Source organism: Lysinibacillus canaveralius (assembly GCF_047301505.1).
GTDB lineage: Bacteria > Bacillota > Bacilli > Bacillales_A > Planococcaceae > Lysinibacillus_B.
In genome coordinates this window covers 1,887,339-1,903,986 of the sequence record NZ_CP154840.1, presented here as the reverse complement: position 1 = coordinate 1,903,986, position 16,648 = coordinate 1,887,339, and the positions used below count along the sequence as shown (strand labels likewise).

Annotated in this window: 13 protein-coding genes; 3 read left to right on the top strand and 10 right to left on the bottom strand. The window is 38.3% G+C overall.

Annotated elements, in window-relative coordinates:
• Positions 1-24 precede the first annotated feature (24 nt).
• The 10 genes from AA0Y26_RS09560 to AA0Y26_RS09515 form a co-directional block, all read right to left on the bottom strand.
• Entirely contained in the window at positions 25-189 is a 165-nt protein-coding gene (locus AA0Y26_RS09560) for a hypothetical protein (RefSeq protein WP_413367305.1), read from the bottom strand.
• A gap of 206 nt (positions 190-395) precedes the next feature.
• Positions 396-1,697 carry a DNA (cytosine-5-)-methyltransferase gene (dcm, locus tag AA0Y26_RS09555; protein WP_413367303.1) on the bottom strand — a complete coding sequence of 434 codons (1,302 nt, stop codon included), beginning with the start codon at positions 1,695-1,697 and terminating at the stop codon, positions 396-398.
• A 42-nt stretch (positions 1,698-1,739) separates the two neighbouring features.
• Entirely contained in the window at positions 1,740-2,759 is a 1,020-nt protein-coding gene (locus AA0Y26_RS09550) for a phospholipase D family protein (RefSeq protein ID WP_413367301.1), read from the bottom strand.
• A complete protein-coding gene (locus tag AA0Y26_RS09545; RefSeq protein ID WP_413367299.1) occupies positions 2,746-3,453 on the bottom strand; it encodes a hypothetical protein in 708 nt (235 codons plus the stop codon). The genes AA0Y26_RS09550 and AA0Y26_RS09545 overlap by 14 nt, the downstream gene beginning before the upstream one ends.
• Positions 3,446-4,405, bottom strand: a complete 960-nt coding sequence (locus tag AA0Y26_RS09540) for a hypothetical protein (protein WP_413367297.1) — start codon at positions 4,403-4,405, stop codon at positions 3,446-3,448. Before AA0Y26_RS09540 ends, AA0Y26_RS09545 begins: the two co-directional genes overlap by 8 nt.
• A 3-nt stretch (positions 4,406-4,408) precedes the next feature.
• Positions 4,409-6,460: a hypothetical protein gene (locus AA0Y26_RS09535; protein ID WP_413367295.1), complete on the bottom strand. Its 2,052-nt coding sequence runs from the start codon at positions 6,458-6,460 to the stop codon at positions 4,409-4,411.
• On the bottom strand, positions 6,457-9,252 hold the full coding sequence (locus tag AA0Y26_RS09530; protein WP_413367293.1) for a Z1 domain-containing protein: 2,796 nt from the start codon (positions 9,250-9,252) through the stop codon (positions 6,457-6,459). Before AA0Y26_RS09530 ends, AA0Y26_RS09535 begins: the two co-directional genes overlap by 4 nt.
• 663 nt (positions 9,253-9,915) lie before the next feature.
• Entirely contained in the window at positions 9,916-11,334 is a 1,419-nt protein-coding gene (locus AA0Y26_RS09525; protein ID WP_413367291.1) for an anion permease, read from the bottom strand.
• 550 nt (positions 11,335-11,884) lie between these two features.
• Positions 11,885-12,598, bottom strand: coding sequence for a hypothetical protein (locus tag AA0Y26_RS09520; RefSeq protein WP_413367289.1), 714 nt, complete (start codon positions 12,596-12,598; stop codon positions 11,885-11,887).
• A gap of 323 nt (positions 12,599-12,921) precedes the next feature.
• A complete protein-coding gene (locus tag AA0Y26_RS09515; RefSeq protein ID WP_413367287.1) occupies positions 12,922-13,824 on the bottom strand; it encodes a DMT family transporter in 903 nt (300 codons plus the stop codon).
• A 142-nt stretch (positions 13,825-13,966) separates the two neighbouring features.
• Here AA0Y26_RS09515 and AA0Y26_RS09510 point away from each other — a divergent pair, with 142 nt between their 5' ends.
• The 3 genes from AA0Y26_RS09510 (at position 13,967) to AA0Y26_RS09500 (ending at position 16,253) form a co-directional block, all read left to right on the top strand.
• The gene (locus AA0Y26_RS09510) at positions 13,967-14,653 is read left to right on the top strand and encodes an ArsR/SmtB family transcription factor (protein WP_413367285.1); all 687 of its coding nucleotides are present in this window, start codon (positions 13,967-13,969) and stop codon (positions 14,651-14,653) included.
• Positions 14,654-15,267: 614 nt separating this feature from the next.
• Positions 15,268-15,513 carry a hypothetical protein gene (locus tag AA0Y26_RS09505; RefSeq protein ID WP_413367283.1) on the top strand — a complete coding sequence of 82 codons (246 nt, stop codon included), beginning with the start codon at positions 15,268-15,270 and terminating at the stop codon, positions 15,511-15,513.
• Between the two features lie 296 nt (positions 15,514-15,809).
• Entirely contained in the window at positions 15,810-16,253 is a 444-nt protein-coding gene (locus AA0Y26_RS09500; RefSeq protein WP_413368132.1) for a GNAT family N-acetyltransferase, read from the top strand.
• Positions 16,254-16,648 lie beyond the last annotated feature (395 nt).

Sequence of the window (16,648 nt, the reverse complement as noted above, 5' to 3'; positions counted from 1 at the left end):
TTTTTATTCAAACAAATATTTACCTTATTCAAATAATGAATAACCAGCAAATAACATTTTATCATTTTTCATTCCTTTATAGAGTAAGTTTGGGTATTTATTTATAACAAATATAACTTTAATGTAAAAATGCAGTTTTATTATTAATCCCGGGGCGCGTTGTTTGTAACCAGGAGCTTTATGATTCATTTTGACACCTACATCTCCGCTGCTCATATGCCGTTAATTTATGTGTTTTTAAGTATATTATTTGGTTTTGGCCTGCTTTAAAACTGCCTGTGTGGAAATCAAACATAAAAACCAGCCCTTCTAAAAAAGAAAGGGCTGGTCAATAGTGAGGCATATTAAATTATTTCTGTATATCCTTTTGGATTTTTAAAGATGAAGAAAATTTATTAAGAAGCTGTAAAAGCCTTTTCCGTCTTCTCATTATCCTTTGTATTGCCATCCCGGCTTACCAGGATGGTTGAGTTTATTTCATCCATCTGCAAGAAGATTTTTTCCAACACCTGTACTACTATACTGTTCCCTGCCAGGCGGATTAACTTAGAGGGGGACAGTATTTTTCTATCCAATGCAATATCAATATTATTTTCCATCAACAAATCATACTGCTCTTCATTAAAACCCATGAGCAGGAAGCACTCTCTTGGGGTTAAATTACGATATTTATTGTTAATATCAGTTAACACTTCATTCCTATACTCAATTATCCCTGAATTTGGGTGCCTGTCCTGCTTGGTAGTTATAGTCCGGGCATGTATTTGATTATTTGCTTCCCGGTCAGTTGCAAGAATTATATTATTCTCATATATCTTCTGGCGGGATGGTGTGTAGATAGGCGTGCTTTCGATTGCTTCTGTTTTATACAGCTCTTTGCTGTAATCCAGCCGCAGATAACTTCCGACAGGCGGGATATCCTGATCGTCCAGTTTAATATTTTCCAGATTATTTATGAAAAAGTATTCTTCCACGCCGGCTTTCATATCCTCATTCTCCACAAATACACTCACCATATATGTGCGGACTCTCGATTGCGGTATTCCAAAATTCCTTGCATCCAGTGTATATACCTGGTTTACGTACCCTATCTCCTCAAGGAAGTCCTGCCATTCAATGAAATTATGGATATGCTTGCTTGAAAGAATATTGCTGACATTTTCCATCAGCAGGAATTTCGGCAGGAATTTATTTTCTCTTTTATATTCCTTAAGGATTCTTTCAATTTCCCACAGGAGATTGGATCTGTTATTTGCATCCCTGTCAATACCGCCTGTATTATGATGCCAGTGGCCGCTGACTGATAAATCCTGGCATGGAAATGAGTAGGTCAGAATATCTGCATCCGGAAGGTCCCGGGCCCGAACCTTTGTTATATCCACAAAATTGTTATTTCTCTGGATGGCACATAAAATAGCCTTCAGCTGTGCTACTCCCATAGCACAGAGGGCACGATTTGTTAAAGGCTCTTTCCCGTCACCGGATAAATTATATTTCGATAATTCTTCTATTAACGAATCCCTCGTATGATGCCTGTAATCAGTCAAATCCTGGGGACCGTTATGTATGATATCATATGCATACATTGCCCCGATTTCCCATTCAACTATTGCTTCAATAGAATGATCTATGCCGATATTTTTTAGAGCCTGTGCTTGGCTTCCAATGCCACTAAATGTTTCTATAACCCTCAACATTGAATCACCAACCTTCTTAATCGTTTATTAACGCTCTAAACTTTAATGCTTAGTTAAATCAAAATACATTAAGTAGTCCTTCTCATTCAACCGTTCAAAGCTTAATTTAGTTACTCCATATTTTATCATATCCTGACGGCTTATAGCCCGAAATTCATTCAGCCCTATCCGCTTTTGGATATATTCATATAAATTGCCGTCAACCAGTTTTAACTGTCCATTAAACCTACCGGATACATTTGCATGGTATATCGATCCATCGTCTGTATAGATATTAATTATTTCTCCTACAGGAAATATTGTATCAAAGAAAATCTTCGGTGTCTGCTCCAAAGCCGGCTCTTTTCCATCAAACAATGCATTTATCCCTGTGAAATCCCATCTTGTATTATATTTTTCTTCCAACACAACTTCAATATCAAACTTATTGTAGTATTTTGGACTGGCTTTTTTTCTCAAGCCCATAATACGATTCAGCCGGTGTTTTTTCTCTTCTACAGAACCAAGTGCCGGATCAGTAATTATGAGCGGCATTTCATTTTTTTTGTTTTCATATTCCTTCAGCTTTTCTCCGGAATTATCAGGTAGCTCCAACGGTTCCCCATCAATAATTCTTACCTTTTTCTCTATATTTATATCCATACAACTTACGGATACTTCCTTTTGGATATTAAAGAGCGGTTCCATATCCTCTTGAACACAAACCATAATCTCTCTGTTATTGAAAAAGCCGTTCTCAGTAAAATTTGCAGAACCAATAAATACGGATTTATTATTAGGGGAAGAAAACTCCAAAATCTTCATATGAGTAGGCGCACCATCAATCTGGTAATATACCTTAATATTCTTATTTTCATTTATAAGAGATCGATAACCATTGTGGTTATTTCTGGTAATACCCTCTCCGGACATGCCTATAAACAGCTCGATCTGAAGGCCTGGAAATTCTTCTGCCACTTTACGTAAAAAGGCGGCCGACCCATATCCGCTCATAACACGTAATTTTGCGGAACGGGCAGCCTCTCTTTTAATTATCTGTTCATATAAATTATTGACCAGCAACTTTCATATCTCCCAGTACTGTTTCAAATAAGTCGGCAGTATAGGCCTTTATTCCACCATCCACCAGCTCCGGAGAAGTAGTTAGAAGCCGGGCTGTGTTAAGCTTAAGAATCTGCCGGAATAAATTACGGGAGCTGTCTTCATGTTTTGCGTACTCGTCCATTATGGCTCTGTAAAGGTCCTGGTAATATCCTATGCCCGGTCTCTCCACAAGCTGCAGGATAGTGTCAGTTGTATTATCTTTTAAAATATTATATGTGCTGCTTTCATTGCCCTTCCATGACAGGTTAATATACCACCAAATTGTTTTCAGCCATATTCTGCGGGGGATTTTATAAAAGTGATCCTCGTTCAGCTGCCATCTTGAATGAACAACATCCGGTATTACACAAATAGAAAGATACCGCCATACATCATCATTAGCTGCTATTCTGTTTGAGAAATCTATTTCTAAATTTAAAATCTGGTATAGTTTAAGGCCGAATAATAAATCAAAATGATAATCCAATTTATTTGCCCCGTCCAGATTATACTCTTCAAAAATTAAATTTCTTGCCTGTATTAACTGATCCCGCAGGGGCTTAAATTCTTCTTTTGGGTTAATAGGCTCTATACTTTGGGGTTTTACTTCCAATTTGTTGAAGTCCCTCGTCGCAGCACCTATATCATAATTAATATTTTCCCATCTAATCATCCTGGGAACCTCCTTGTATCATCTGTCTATCCCAGTGCTCCCGCAGTGTGTTTGTAATTGTAAATAAGGAGGATGTGTCAACTTCAAATGTGCTCACCCAATATTGTACGGCCGACAGTATGCTGCCCGGCATTATTTCTTCAGATTCTTCAATGGAATTCTTTTCAACGATTACAACCTGCTGAATAATCATAGCCATGGCCTGGACAAGTATATCACCCATCATCGCCCTGCTTATAGGCATTTTCCCTGATTTAATCTGTTCAAATAGAGGGTGGGCTGTATTTAAGCTTAATGTTACATTAGAGCTGTTGAAAGCATCTATATTAGCTTCCACCCAATTGATATCCAGTTTCCACAATGGTCCATTTTTATCGTCAAATTCAGTAATCGGGAAAGTGGAACCTTCTCCATCCACTACAATGATAAGACTGCTGATATTCCCTTTACTCAGGATCATCCCCGCTTTTGATGCATGCAGAGGATGCTGTGTACTGCTCTCTTTCAAATACATGAAAAAGTCCAGTTCAATGATTCCACGGATTGTGCTTACAGGAAATTCATAATAAAAATCGATTACCTGGGATTTTTCAATATTAACTATCTCCCCTGCTTGTATTGTTCTTTGAAAGTTCGATGACTTGGAATGGATATGTACAGCTATTCCAATTTTATTTCCTTCCATTGTAACACCGTCACATCCGAATAAAATATGGGGGTTCTCAATAATAAAGCGCTGCTTTATTTCAAGGTTATGCTCATTCGGAGACCACATAGTATCAAATTCATTAATCTGCACCAACCCTTCAAAAGAGTCCCCTAAAGGAATAATTCTTTCTTCGCCATTATCCTTATAGAATAAAACCGGTTCCTCTATTCTTAAGCCGGCCTGTTCCGCCATTTCTTCATCAATTTTATTATATAGAGCGATTTCATTTACTATTGTATTCAACTATTACTCACCTCCTGTTTTCTCAAATTGTTCTGAGCGAATAGTAATAACGGGGATATATTGATTTGAAATAACCTCCAGACGGATTTTCCCTGCCACTTCAACGCCTTTAGTACTGTGGGAAATTATTTCGAACTTATCAGTCTGACTTGTATCAGTAACAAGTTCTGCAGTATCTAAGCTGCTTATTGTATTCTGACTGTCAGCCTTTTCATCATCGGTAGAATATAAGTTTACATTTTGAATTAAAAATGGAAAATCCAATTTTTCCCCCATTACTTTTTCCCAGCCTGCTTTATCAAGCTTCTGATCCTGGGTTAAGACCTGGACAGAAACCGTGCTTTTTGCCTCACCTTTAATAAAGGCTCTGAACATAACATCTACATGATGGGCATCAATAGGTTTAGACCCCTCTATAACAATATCGGACATCCTGTTTTTGCTAGCAGCAGTTCCTCCACCATTTCCAGGCTTGGTTTTCTGTCTTGACATTCTGCCAAAATTCCTCGGAGGCATAAGCAACGCGCCATATTTTCTTGATAGTGCGGAAGTGGCTGATGTATGGCCGTTATTCTGTTCCCCTTGGAAGCTTTCAAGTATAGCTTTTGAAGAATATTTCTTCATGCGGCGGATAATTCCAACCCCATCTTCATCTACCCAGTTAGCATGGTCTGCGTTCTCAGTAGCACGGAGGTAATTCTCCAGGTTCTTATATCCCATTTCCTCATATTTTTCGATCAACACAGCATTTGAAACCGGGACAAAGAATCCTAGAATTAGGTGCCCCTCTTTCTGGATAAGCCCGGCTGGTGCCCACTCACCGTCCACGCTGTATTCTACGATCATACCAGGCTTACGGCTGTAGGCAATAACTTTGGAAATATTACTTTCAATCTTTGTTTTGTCCCTTACCCCTAAATAAGCCAGACCTGCAGGCTTATTTTCCGGTGGAGTCATTTTAAGATCTTCCCTGCTTACCTCGGTAAAGGCCAGACAGCCTACTGGTTCTTTCGTATTTCTTAATGCATTTTTCGGCAGGTAAATTGGTGATACTTTTATCTCACTTACCTGGTCCTTTACTGGATTGCCTGTTAACGCTGCGTTATATAAGTCTTGAAATATTTTAAATACAGGCTCCATATTTATTTCAGGATGAATCGCCATATTATTAACTGAGCAGTCCAACTTTGAATTCCCCAGTACCTGACTATACTGTTCATTCATTAAACGTGGTGAATACCACCTTTGGACAGCCATTCTGATAGCTTTTTCATAAGATTGTTCCCAAGGGTAGATCTCTGTTTCAAGTTTTCCTTCCTCTTCTACAGCCGGCTTTAAAAATGGAATAATGATTGTAGTCCCTGTTTCATCATCCTGATATCTGGATAGATTAAATATATTTAAAATTTCCTGAATCTGCTGTGGATCAGTCAACGGATAGATTCTGCTGCCGGCCGGATCATATTCACCCCACCAGGCAATTCCGCGGACACTCTTTGGAAGTAATCTACTTTCCTGTTTCGGGCTCTCTATAAGTGAAGCAATAAGCCTTTCCTCATAGCCCGTGCCTGTACTGTTTTTAATACGTGTATAATAAACAACGATGCCGGCACCCATACGGAAGTAGCTGGTCTTACCCAGACCCCAGCTGCCTCCTGCACCTTCTTTATCCTGATTTTTACCGATGCCGAATATTAATTTCTGGAAATTACTTTTATCCAGGACACTCTGATCTTCAGAAGTAAAGTCCCCTGTCAGACCAGATGTATTTTTATCGCTTATAGCAAGAGCTGTTTGTGTTCCTGGATAACGGTTTACTAGTTCATGGGAAATTTCTTCAAAATGCGGTGCAAGCTCATCCGTAGTAAAATCGCTTAAAGCAAAATTCACTTTAGTAACATCAGCCTGTTCCAGAGTAGCATCCAGGCTGTTCTGCAGGGATTCCCTGACCATTAAATCAATTATCGGCAGACTTTTATTCTGCAAAGATCGTAGAATGGCATCGCCGTCCTGTGACATACTCTGCGGATCATTCGGGGCTATTTTCAGCTTCATTCAGTTTCCAACTCCTCTTCTTCAAAGTTTTCATTATCAATTTCTATTTTTGCAGAAATATATGTAGCAAGACTCCCGCCTTTCGTCATACCGGGAATCATAATGTTAATACCTATAACGTCCTGCGGGAAATTCAGCGGTGCCCTTTTTGAAGAAGCATCGGCTCCATCCTTGACTCTTTTTCCCTTCATGTATTCCTCTTCGGACATCTGTCCTTTATCAATCCTGTATATAATGATCTGGGGAACATCTCCATAGCCGTATTTCTCGCGTACAGCCTGCATCTCTATAGGTTTTGCTGTTTTCTTTTCCTCCTTAGTCAATTCTTCATCAATATCCGCCAGTAAATCGCCGGGATTTCTTAAGGCACCTATACTTGCAATTTTCTCAGTGCTTCGTGATTTGATCTTTGTACGGGTTGCGGCTTTAGGGCTGTACCCATGAATATTCCAGTATTCATCGAGTCCTTCGGTATCTTCAACTTTTCCGACAGCTGAATACACCACACTCCACTCTGCCAAAGCTTTGGAGTTTTTCTCCGCCCACTCAACTAAAGCCGGCAGACTGGACATTTTTATATCATGTGAACAAACATGGTACTGTTTAAGGAAAGACTTTATACTTTCTATGTCTATACCTCTCCATATCATATAATTATCCTTTATCTCCGGAGAGTCCAGATTATTCAGGAAGGTTTTAGTATTCTCGAGATTTTCCTTTAATTTCCCTTCATCGTTCTCAAAGTAAATAGTCTGCGTATTAAAGCCGGCAAAGTCATAATCTGTAGGTTCCGCGGACTGCATTTTATTACTTGACGTTATTCTTATGAGCTTATAATTCGATGAGTTTTTTATTCTTGGAGCATAATGCGCAGGTGTTAATCCGTTTGCTGCATATACTTCTATTTCATCCCGCAGCTCCTCATTCATCTGCGCTAAGAACTGGAATCTTTCCAGAGCCGTTCTATCGAGCCAGACTCTCGGGAAAATCTCGTAGCCTTTTCTGTAGCCGAACCATCTTCCCATCTGCATTAACGTATCAGCCTGATTGGTTGTCCGTAAAAAGTACGTTGTTGTCAACCCTTCCAAAGTTAACCCCCTGGACAGGGTATTCCCTCCCACAACTATAAATGCAGGAGCTGTAGCCGGCATTTGCTTTTTAGTCGGATACACAATCCGGACGATCTGATCATCCGCTTTTGCTTTGCTGTTATCAATTGCCAGATGAATTCCTTTATGATAAACCGGTTCCCCTTCATTTCCGATAGGGATATGGCTTACATATTCATTTTCTGGAAGTCTTACAAGGCGCTCAATATACTTTTCTATCACTGAGAAATCAGGATAATCAGGTACCTGACCAGGAGCTGAATAGCCCTTCATTCCTTCCAGGAAATAGGACCTTTTGAAATCCAGTGACTCATCTTCATAGAGTTCCTTAAGCTGAGGTATCACCTGATGATAATTATTTTTAAAATAGTGCAGGTAATCTTCAATCTTTTTGGCGATAATCCCATGATCAGAAATTTTAAAGCTTGTATGTACGAGCATGGATATCGGTTTACGGTAATCAAGTGATCTCATAGCCGCAGTCGATAAAATAAACCAGTGCAGTGATTTTATAAAACTTTCAGGGAGCTTGTGGTCGGCAGTCCCGCTTTGAAGCTCCTTGATCATATCAGCCTCCGTATCCGGAATGTCCCTGATGATATCAATATAGGGGCTTGCTTCCGGCTCCTCTGTCCCAAATATCTGTTTCGGTCCAATATAATCATCGGAGGTATCCAGCAGTACAATAAAATCTTTCGGGTATAAGGAATCACTGCTTGTCTCATTTAAAATATTCGCATAGGGAGTAGCTGTATAAGATATATAATTCATCCCTGCGACTTTGTCTGTATTTACAAGCTCTCTGATCTGTCTGTTTATTGCGGTTCTATCTTCTTCTTCTATCTTATTTGTATTCACACTTGCCTGATCTGCCTCATCATCAATTATCAGCACCTTTAATTGAGCTGCCTTATTTTTATCGGAGAAAAGCCAATTTTTCAATGCAGTCAGCCTTGTTTTGTTTTTCAGGCAGACTGTAAAGTAACGGTCTTTATCATTTGACCCAAGGTTAAACCTGCTGATATTATGCTCCGGTGATTTTGAACTACGGGACGGCTTATCGACCTGATGCCAGTGCAGATTACTGTACCCTGATGAATTCATATCATTATACAGACGGGTAGCGGTCTGCTGGCGGAGATTTTCTATTACGCCTGATAGAATAATGAAGTAGTTAAATCCGTTGTCTGCTGCCATAGCCATTAAACCGGCCATGTTGGCAGTTTTACCAGACTGAACATTACCAACTACCAGCCCTTTGACAGGTCCATCCTGTTTTGTATCCATAGACAGGTGCTGCAGTATCTCAAAAGAGGCTTTTTTTATACTTTCAATTGACTTGTCAGACCAGCCCTGATCAATTAACTTCTGCCGGTAAAGCTGCCATGAAGAATGTTCATCCTGAGGGATAGCGGCATCACTTTTAACAGCCGTACCCAGTTTAGTTACCTTAACACTTTTCTCTTTGGCTTCACTCATGTCAACCAATTTGCCCCATATCTCAAGGTTTAAATCAGCGCCTGAAAGACCGCATGAGGGAGCGATGAAATTCAAAAGGACAACTTCAGGCGCAAAACCTGTAATAAAGCTGAGACTTCTGACTTTTTCCCAGTCCTGCGTTCCATTATATTGACTTTCTATATACTCTTTAATTCTTGAATACTTTATATTGTTCAAATCCATAATGTATCCCCCATAAAATTTTCTAATTATGTTTTTACAAAAACGGATGTCCAAATACCTATGAACCCTGGCTTTTTAGGCATTTCCAACCTATTTTTTATCGTTTTACTATCTTTCCTGCATAAAGAAAAATTTAATAATCAATACATTTATCTTACTAGCTGTACCCTTTGAAAACAATATTAATATATCAAATACACTCAACACATTTACCTATATTAGTAATCCGTTGATTTTTTATGTCCGTTGTTTAACATCTTATTCTGCCCCTAAAATCTATTGTACAAAAAATGAAGCCCTCTTTCCTTATTATTAATTTTATCCGGGTTTCCTTTACACTCAGAAAAGATATATTCCCTCTTCATTCCCGAATGATGGCGGGTAAATATTCCTTTCCTCTATACAAGATGTTCCAAAATTCCCGCATCAAAAGACATGCTTTAGAGGGCATGCTGCTGATGCCCTCCAATGCAAACTTTTACAATCAACCTTGACAAGAATGAAACCAGAAAAAGAGAGATCTTATCCAATTTAGAAATTACCTTCCAGCAGCGTAAACTTATTTAAAAGCATCAAAAACGCCCTCCACTTTCAGCGTGAAGAGCGTCCGTGCTTACTGCGATTATAATACGTAAAAATATCTTTTTAAGCAATACCTATTATTTACCAAAGTCCAAGAACTTTCCACCATAGTCCGCCGATACCAAGCCAAATAACGAGGTGAACGATGGAGATGACAAATCCGATTCCCCACCATTTTTCTTGTGTCACATAGCCTGCACCGAAGAAAACAGGCGCTGGTCCGCTGCCGTAATTTGTTAAACATCCGAATAAGTTACTGAAGAATGCAAGGACCAAGGCTGAAACCATCGGCGGAGCACCTGCCACTACAAGGACGGATAGAAAGGCACCGTACATGGCACTTACGTGAGCTGTATTACTTGCAAAGAAGTAATGAGAATAGAAGTACACAACCGCAAGGATGACTAACGCCAAAATCCAGGACGTTCCGCCAATGAATCCCTGTACTTTACCACTAAACCAGGGGATTAACCCTGTACTATTCAAGAACATGGCCATCATGACAAGGACCGAAAACCAAACTAATGTGTCCCAGGCACCTTGTTCTTTCTTAATATCATCCCATGTTAACACTTGTGTAAGAAGCAATAAGGACAACCCGATAAAGGCTGTAACAGTCGCATCGAGATGAAAGTTCGAACCGAATATCCATAAAACAAGCAACAGGATGAAAATCCCGATCATATACCATTCATCTCTTTTTAAAGGTCCCATTGCATCAAGCTTTTTCCTCGCTTCTTCCGTTGCAGATGGTGTTTCTTTAATCTCCGGTGGATAGATTTTATAGATGAGATACGGCACGACAATTAAACTAATCAGCCCGGGAACGATCGCCGCTGTTGCCCAGCCTATCCAGGAAATTGTTGTACCCGAGATATCTTCTGCCAGCTTGGCTGCTAAAGGGTTCGCAGCCATTGCCGTTAGGAACATAGCCGAAGTAATCATATTGCCTTGGAAAGAGGCTGTCATTAAAAAGGCGCCTATTTTTCTTTCCGTACCATCTCCAGCTTTCGAACCATACGTCTCCGACAATGACCGGATAATCGGCAGTAAAATCCCGCCGGCACGTGCTGTATTCGACGGCATCGCAGGAGATAGGATCAAATCACTGGCAATCAGGGAATAAGATAACCCCAGCGTCTTTTTCCCGAACAAATGAACAAAAATATATGCTACACGTGTACCAAGACCTGTTTTAATGAATCCTCTTGAAATGAAGAAAGCAATGACGATCAGCCAGATAGTCGAGTTTTGAAACCCGCTTAGCGCTTCCTCGAGTTCTAATGTATTGGTCACGATAATAATGGTTAAGGACAATATTGCGATACTTCCCATAGGAAGAGGTTTAAGAATAAGCCCAATAATCGTTGCGACAAAGACGGCAAACAAATGCCATGCCTGTGCTTGTAAACCTTCTGGAGGAGGAATAAACCAAATTATTGCCCCAATCAGCACAATGATCAATAAAGGAATGAATTTGACTTCCTGTTTATGCTTCACCTTACAAGTCTCCTCTCAAATTATTGCATCAATATCGTGTATAGTTTCCGTTTTTACTATACTACAATAGTGTAAAACTGATGCAATTGAATGTCGAGAATACTGCTCTATACACTTCCAACTAATTGAAAGAGAAAATAACTCATCTTCCAATTCTATATTAAGAATAATAAAAAGCGGAAATGCAGGTGTAATATAGAGAAGGGATGCATGAAATAATCAGTACTAACTTATAGTTTGAACAAAAGAGAAGCTGCTCATTCTCTTCTAAATATTTGAGCTGTTAGATGCCTTTCTAACTTTTTTCAGTTTAAAAATTATCGCTTTATAATTTAAAACGCCCCCTTCTATTCGAGAAGGAGGCGCACCGCCAAGGGCTATCCGGTTTTAACTCTCTCCTTATACAGGGAGGGACAAATTGGAACGCTTATTATAGATTTTAATCCATTCTCTCCGTACATAGCGAACCTCCCAGCGAGTTTATGTACTGGAAGCTTCGTGCGAGTATAGCAAGGCGTGCAGCCCCTCTGAAACTCCTGTTGTTCATTTCTTACTCTTGGATAAACGAATAAATATCGTCCTCTGTAAGATTCATTAAATTCATCTTAATCGTTTCGTAATGTGCAGATGAAATCTTTAATACCTCTTTAAGGGAAATGCTGATTAAATAGAAATCACCATCTTCAATAGCCAAGAAATCACCATCAGAGAAATCTCTTACATGTAACATTCTACGGTCTTCTACTGTAACTTCAAATACTTCACCCTCATTGAAGCCTTGCATTCCAAAAGATAACAATTCCCTTTTCACGTTTTCATCCAAAGGCTTTTCTTTCACTTTCATACAGCGAATATTGATTTTATTGAGGTCTAAATCAGATAGGGTGAATTCATCATCGGAGGAAACACCTGCGATTACGCCGCAGCTAAAAAAAATCTCAAGCTGGACATCTTTGTTTATTTTTTCATTCAATATTTTAATATCGGTGATAGAGTAATCTTTCTCACTCTTTTTTTCGTATTTTTTTATAACTTCCCTTTGATATGAAAAACCAAAATGAACACCTGCATATCCAGTTACAGGAAAAACATCTTGCAAAATCCCTTCCTTTATTTGTTTCAAATAAATCGAATAGTCGCTTGGTAGTTTTTCTAAAACTGCTATTAGCATTTTATTAAACCTGTCAACATCAATTTCACTACGTTTTTTACGAAAAAAACCAAACAATTTCATCACTCCAAAGTCGTTGCTTTTAATACTCATTTTAACTTAATAACATGTCTGATGAACAACTAGTTTTTACCCTATATCTTTAAGAGGCACTGAAAATGAAATAGTAATTCCTAAATAATGATCTCCTGCACTTTCATTTCCTATGATTCTCTCGCTTCTTTTGTAATAACAGACATTCTATGTATCCTCCTATTATTCATACTTGGAGTGATTGGCTAGTTTAACTTATCGGATAAACCCTTAAAAACAACACTAAAAACGCTTATTTATAAAGCACCAAAGCCTTAATTATTTCATAAAAGTAATCTTTCCACGTTTTCTTTTCCATCTTCGGCCGCTCCTCCGTAAATTTTTTATTCCTTTATTTTATTTAGAGGAGTACCGGTATTATTCACCTCTTCTTTTGTAAAATTGTTATTAACAAGATAGATACCGATGAAAATAAATAGTCCTCCAGCCATCAGCGAATAGGAAATCGGTTCGTTCAGCAATACACTCCCCGTCAACACGCCAAAAAATGGAGCTAGAAATAAATAAGAACTTGTTTTACCTGGTTCCCCTTTTTGTAAAAGGAAATACCAAACCGCAAATTGAACAATAGATGACATGATACTTAACCATAAGAGAATAAGGACCGAATGCTTATTTATATGAAAGAAAGGTTCTTCCAGCAATATACTTAAAAATAGTAGAATGCCTCCGCCAACCAGCATTTGATAGGCAGAAAGCACCCATGTATCAAAATGTTCTCCCCACTTATTAACCAATAATGTGGAAACAGCCCAAAATACAGCTGAAACTGCGCCAAATACGATTCCTATTTTAAAGTCATTTATGCCGCCTAACGTGATCCCTACACCTATAAAGCCTAATACAACGCCAATCCATTGAAACCATCTATAACGATTTCCCATAAAAACAGTGCCTAAAATAATGACTAATAACGGATTCATAAAAGTTAAAATAGAAGATTCACTCGCTGTTATTGTTCTTAGACTTAAAAATATACATCCCATAACCCCTGCCGTTTGGAACGTTCCTATCATCGCTATTCTTCCCCAATTTTTCATACTGCCAGGGTGTGGTCTTTTTAGCATTCTCACAATAATAGTCATGATCAATCCAGCTAGAAGAAAACGTAATCCAGCCAATAACAACGGTGAAGAATAGCCTAACCCTATCTTACCTACCGCAAAAGACGATCCCATTAAAAAAGTAGTTAAAATAATACATGCAAAAAAGTAGTGTTTTTTCATATAACCCCAACCTCCCAATCACATTTTTCTTTTCCCTTTAAATTGAAAAATCCCCCTTCCCTTGTGGAGAGATTCTTTAGTATGATTATAAAAGCTAGATAATTCGATATTCATCGAAATATGGATTACAGAGGTGTTCAAAATGATCATACATCCGAATATTTCGGCACTCACTGCTCTTCTTACCGAAAAATCAAGAGCAGCCATACTGGCAGCTTTAATGGATGGGAAATTCCATACAGCCAGTGAACTGGCGTATATGGCCTCCATTAAACCCCAGACAGCCAGCTTTCACCTTGCTAAGCTAGAAGAAAATAACCTGATCATTTGTGAAAAATATGGACGGTTTCGATATTTCCGATTGGCAAATAACGAGGTAGCAAATACCCTTGAGGTCATTATGTCCTTATCTCCTCTACCTGAAGTTCGATCTTTAAACCAATCTAGTCAACTAAAAAAATTAGAAAATATAAGAACTTGTTATGATCATTTAGCTGGACGTGTAAGTGTGAACTTAACAAATAGCATGCAAGAGGCAGGGTATATAGAGAGAACTAATAAAGAATTTGTTGTAACAGCTGCGGGAGAGCGCTTTTTTAAAGACTTTGGGATAGATTTGGTCGGCTTATCTAAAAAGCGCCGTTCCTTTTCTCATGCATGTCTTGACTGGAGCGAACGCACGCATCATTTGGGTGGTGCGTTAGGAAATGGTTTATTTGAAAAGTATATGGAATTGGGCTGGATAGAAACGAAAGCAAATTCCCGGGAAATCGTTATTACTCCCCTAGGAAAATCGGGCTTTAAAGACTTTTTGGGGCTAGAGATTTAGATTTACACTTTCTTGTTTCACGGGTATTGATTCACCTTTTATTGTCAGTAATCATATGCACAGTTGATTTCCACTACAGCCGGCTCGCTTTCCACGGGCATGGCCTCAGTCTCCTCGTCACTTTCGCTCCCATCAACTGGCGTGTCATTTTTTTATAGGACTTTATCTAAAAAACACGCTTTCTAGCAACTAATATTTGGATAATCCATACACATATTTTTGCTGTCCTTTCTTTCTAACATTCTAGTTAATCCTTATTACGCCAACCTGCCCCGTTAGCGTAATAAGGATTAAAGCACTTTTTATCTCTCCACGTGAAGTCCGATACTGTATTCGGCAAGCAGGATATTGCGTGTTCAGCTGATGCAGCTTTGAAATATAGTTCGATCATATATAAAAAAGATTGATCAAATTCCTGTGTAAATAGGCAAAATAGTTTCTTATTCCATAAATGGGCCATATTATTGAATACCATACTTCTGTGAAAGGCTATCGAACGACGCTTTGGGAAGATTGTTATTTTCCAATCTTTTAAACCCTATATTTGTTATAATAATACAATATATATAAAAAGTTCTATTTAATTAGTTGTACTAAAATTTAGGGGGGATTAGATGAACAAGCTAGGATTTCTTACTTTTCTAATGGTTATTGCCAGTATAATTGCATTTTTAATTATAAGAGGACCTAATGCGAATTTGATGCTGGCTATTATCATTCTAGGGATATTTTCGCTATTCGGCATTGTATTTGCGATACTATCAAAGAAGTGGTTGTCAGGAATATTAGGTGTTTTATTAAATGGCGGAGTCTTAGTTTTTGTATTTTTCCTAGTACTTGCTAGGGGAATTGCTGGTTAGATTCTCCATGGATGTATTCAACAAAAAGAATATTAATCCAACAAGGATTTATAAAGCATACAAAACAAATCTAATAAACGTTCCCGAATGAAAGTTAGGGAATCAGCCCCCACCCGCGCTTTGGAAGGCTTTTTTCTCTTTGACTATTCTCAAGGAGAACTGATTCAAAATCAATTGGAGCATTAGGTTCTAGGATTTCCAGGTTGTATTAAGATTTGTTTGCTAATTCCACTTTTCAAAAGTTGGATTATTTACATTAAACATCCTTAACTATGTTTGGGAGGTGATATTTTTTGGTGGAGTTAAGAACAATTAATCAGGACAATTATGAAGAATGTTTAAACTTGCATACAGATGATACCAATGCGGACTTTGTAGACTCTGTAGCATGGTCTTTAGCCGAAGCGTGGGTGTTTTATGATGATTCACGCCCCTTTGCAATTTATGCCGATAATGTGATGGTGGGCTATGTTTTAATGTATATTGGCGAAAATAACCCCCAAATCATAAATTTTATGATAGATAGCCGTTTTCAAAAAAAAGGCTATGGATCAGCAGCGGCTAGGCTTTGTGTTGAATATTTGCGGAAGGAATACAATGCAACTAGGATTTCCTTACCAGTTAATCTAGAAAATATAACCGCACAAAAATTTTGGAGCAACATAGGCTTTGATATAACAGACGATATGGAGGATGATTATCTTTATATGCGGTTGTACATACCAGAAAAATATGTCTGAGTATTTGAAAATGGAACCTATTTCTATACACGGGCGCGATTGTTTCATAATCGTTCTTGTTTCACTAACGGGGAGCTTTAGTGCAGCACGGATTTATAATCTATACAAAACAATCATAATAAACGTTCCCGAATGGAAGTTTCATGACTGAAAGATAATAGCTTTTCAAGCGACGCTTTGGGAAGGTTATATTCCATTTTTCGGAACTTCTACCAATTAATTTCGTTACTCTTAGAGATAGAAAATTGTTTCGGGAGTGAAAATAATGAAAAAGTATTTAGGTTTAATTTCAGTAATTATACTGTTTATTACATTGTTTTTTCTACCAAACGATTGGAAGATAGAAACTTTAGGAATTCTTTTAGGGTTATTCCTGGCAATAAAAGCCCCGAAAG

Coding starts and splice junctions, on each gene's coding strand:
- AA0Y26_RS09560 (WP_413367305.1), bottom strand. CDS start 189: ATGAATCATAAAGCTCCTGGTTACAAACAACGCGCCCCGGGATTAATA.
- dcm (WP_413367303.1), bottom strand. CDS start 1,697: ATGTTGAGGGTTATAGAAACATTTAGTGGCATTGGAAGCCAAGCACAG.
- AA0Y26_RS09545 (WP_413367299.1), bottom strand. CDS start 3,453: ATGATTAGATGGGAAAATATTAATTATGATATAGGTGCTGCGACGAGG.
- AA0Y26_RS09535 (WP_413367295.1), bottom strand. CDS start 6,460: ATGAAGCTGAAAATAGCCCCGAATGATCCGCAGAGTATGTCACAGGAC.
- AA0Y26_RS09530 (WP_413367293.1), bottom strand. CDS start 9,252: ATGGATTTGAACAATATAAAGTATTCAAGAATTAAAGAGTATATAGAA.
- AA0Y26_RS09520 (WP_413367289.1), bottom strand. CDS start 12,598: ATGAGTATTAAAAGCAACGACTTTGGAGTGATGAAATTGTTTGGTTTT.
- AA0Y26_RS09515 (WP_413367287.1), bottom strand. CDS start 13,824: ATGAAAAAACACTACTTTTTTGCATGTATTATTTTAACTACTTTTTTA.
- AA0Y26_RS09510 (WP_413367285.1), top strand. CDS start 13,967: ATGATCATACATCCGAATATTTCGGCACTCACTGCTCTTCTTACCGAA.
- AA0Y26_RS09505 (WP_413367283.1), top strand. CDS start 15,268: ATGAACAAGCTAGGATTTCTTACTTTTCTAATGGTTATTGCCAGTATA.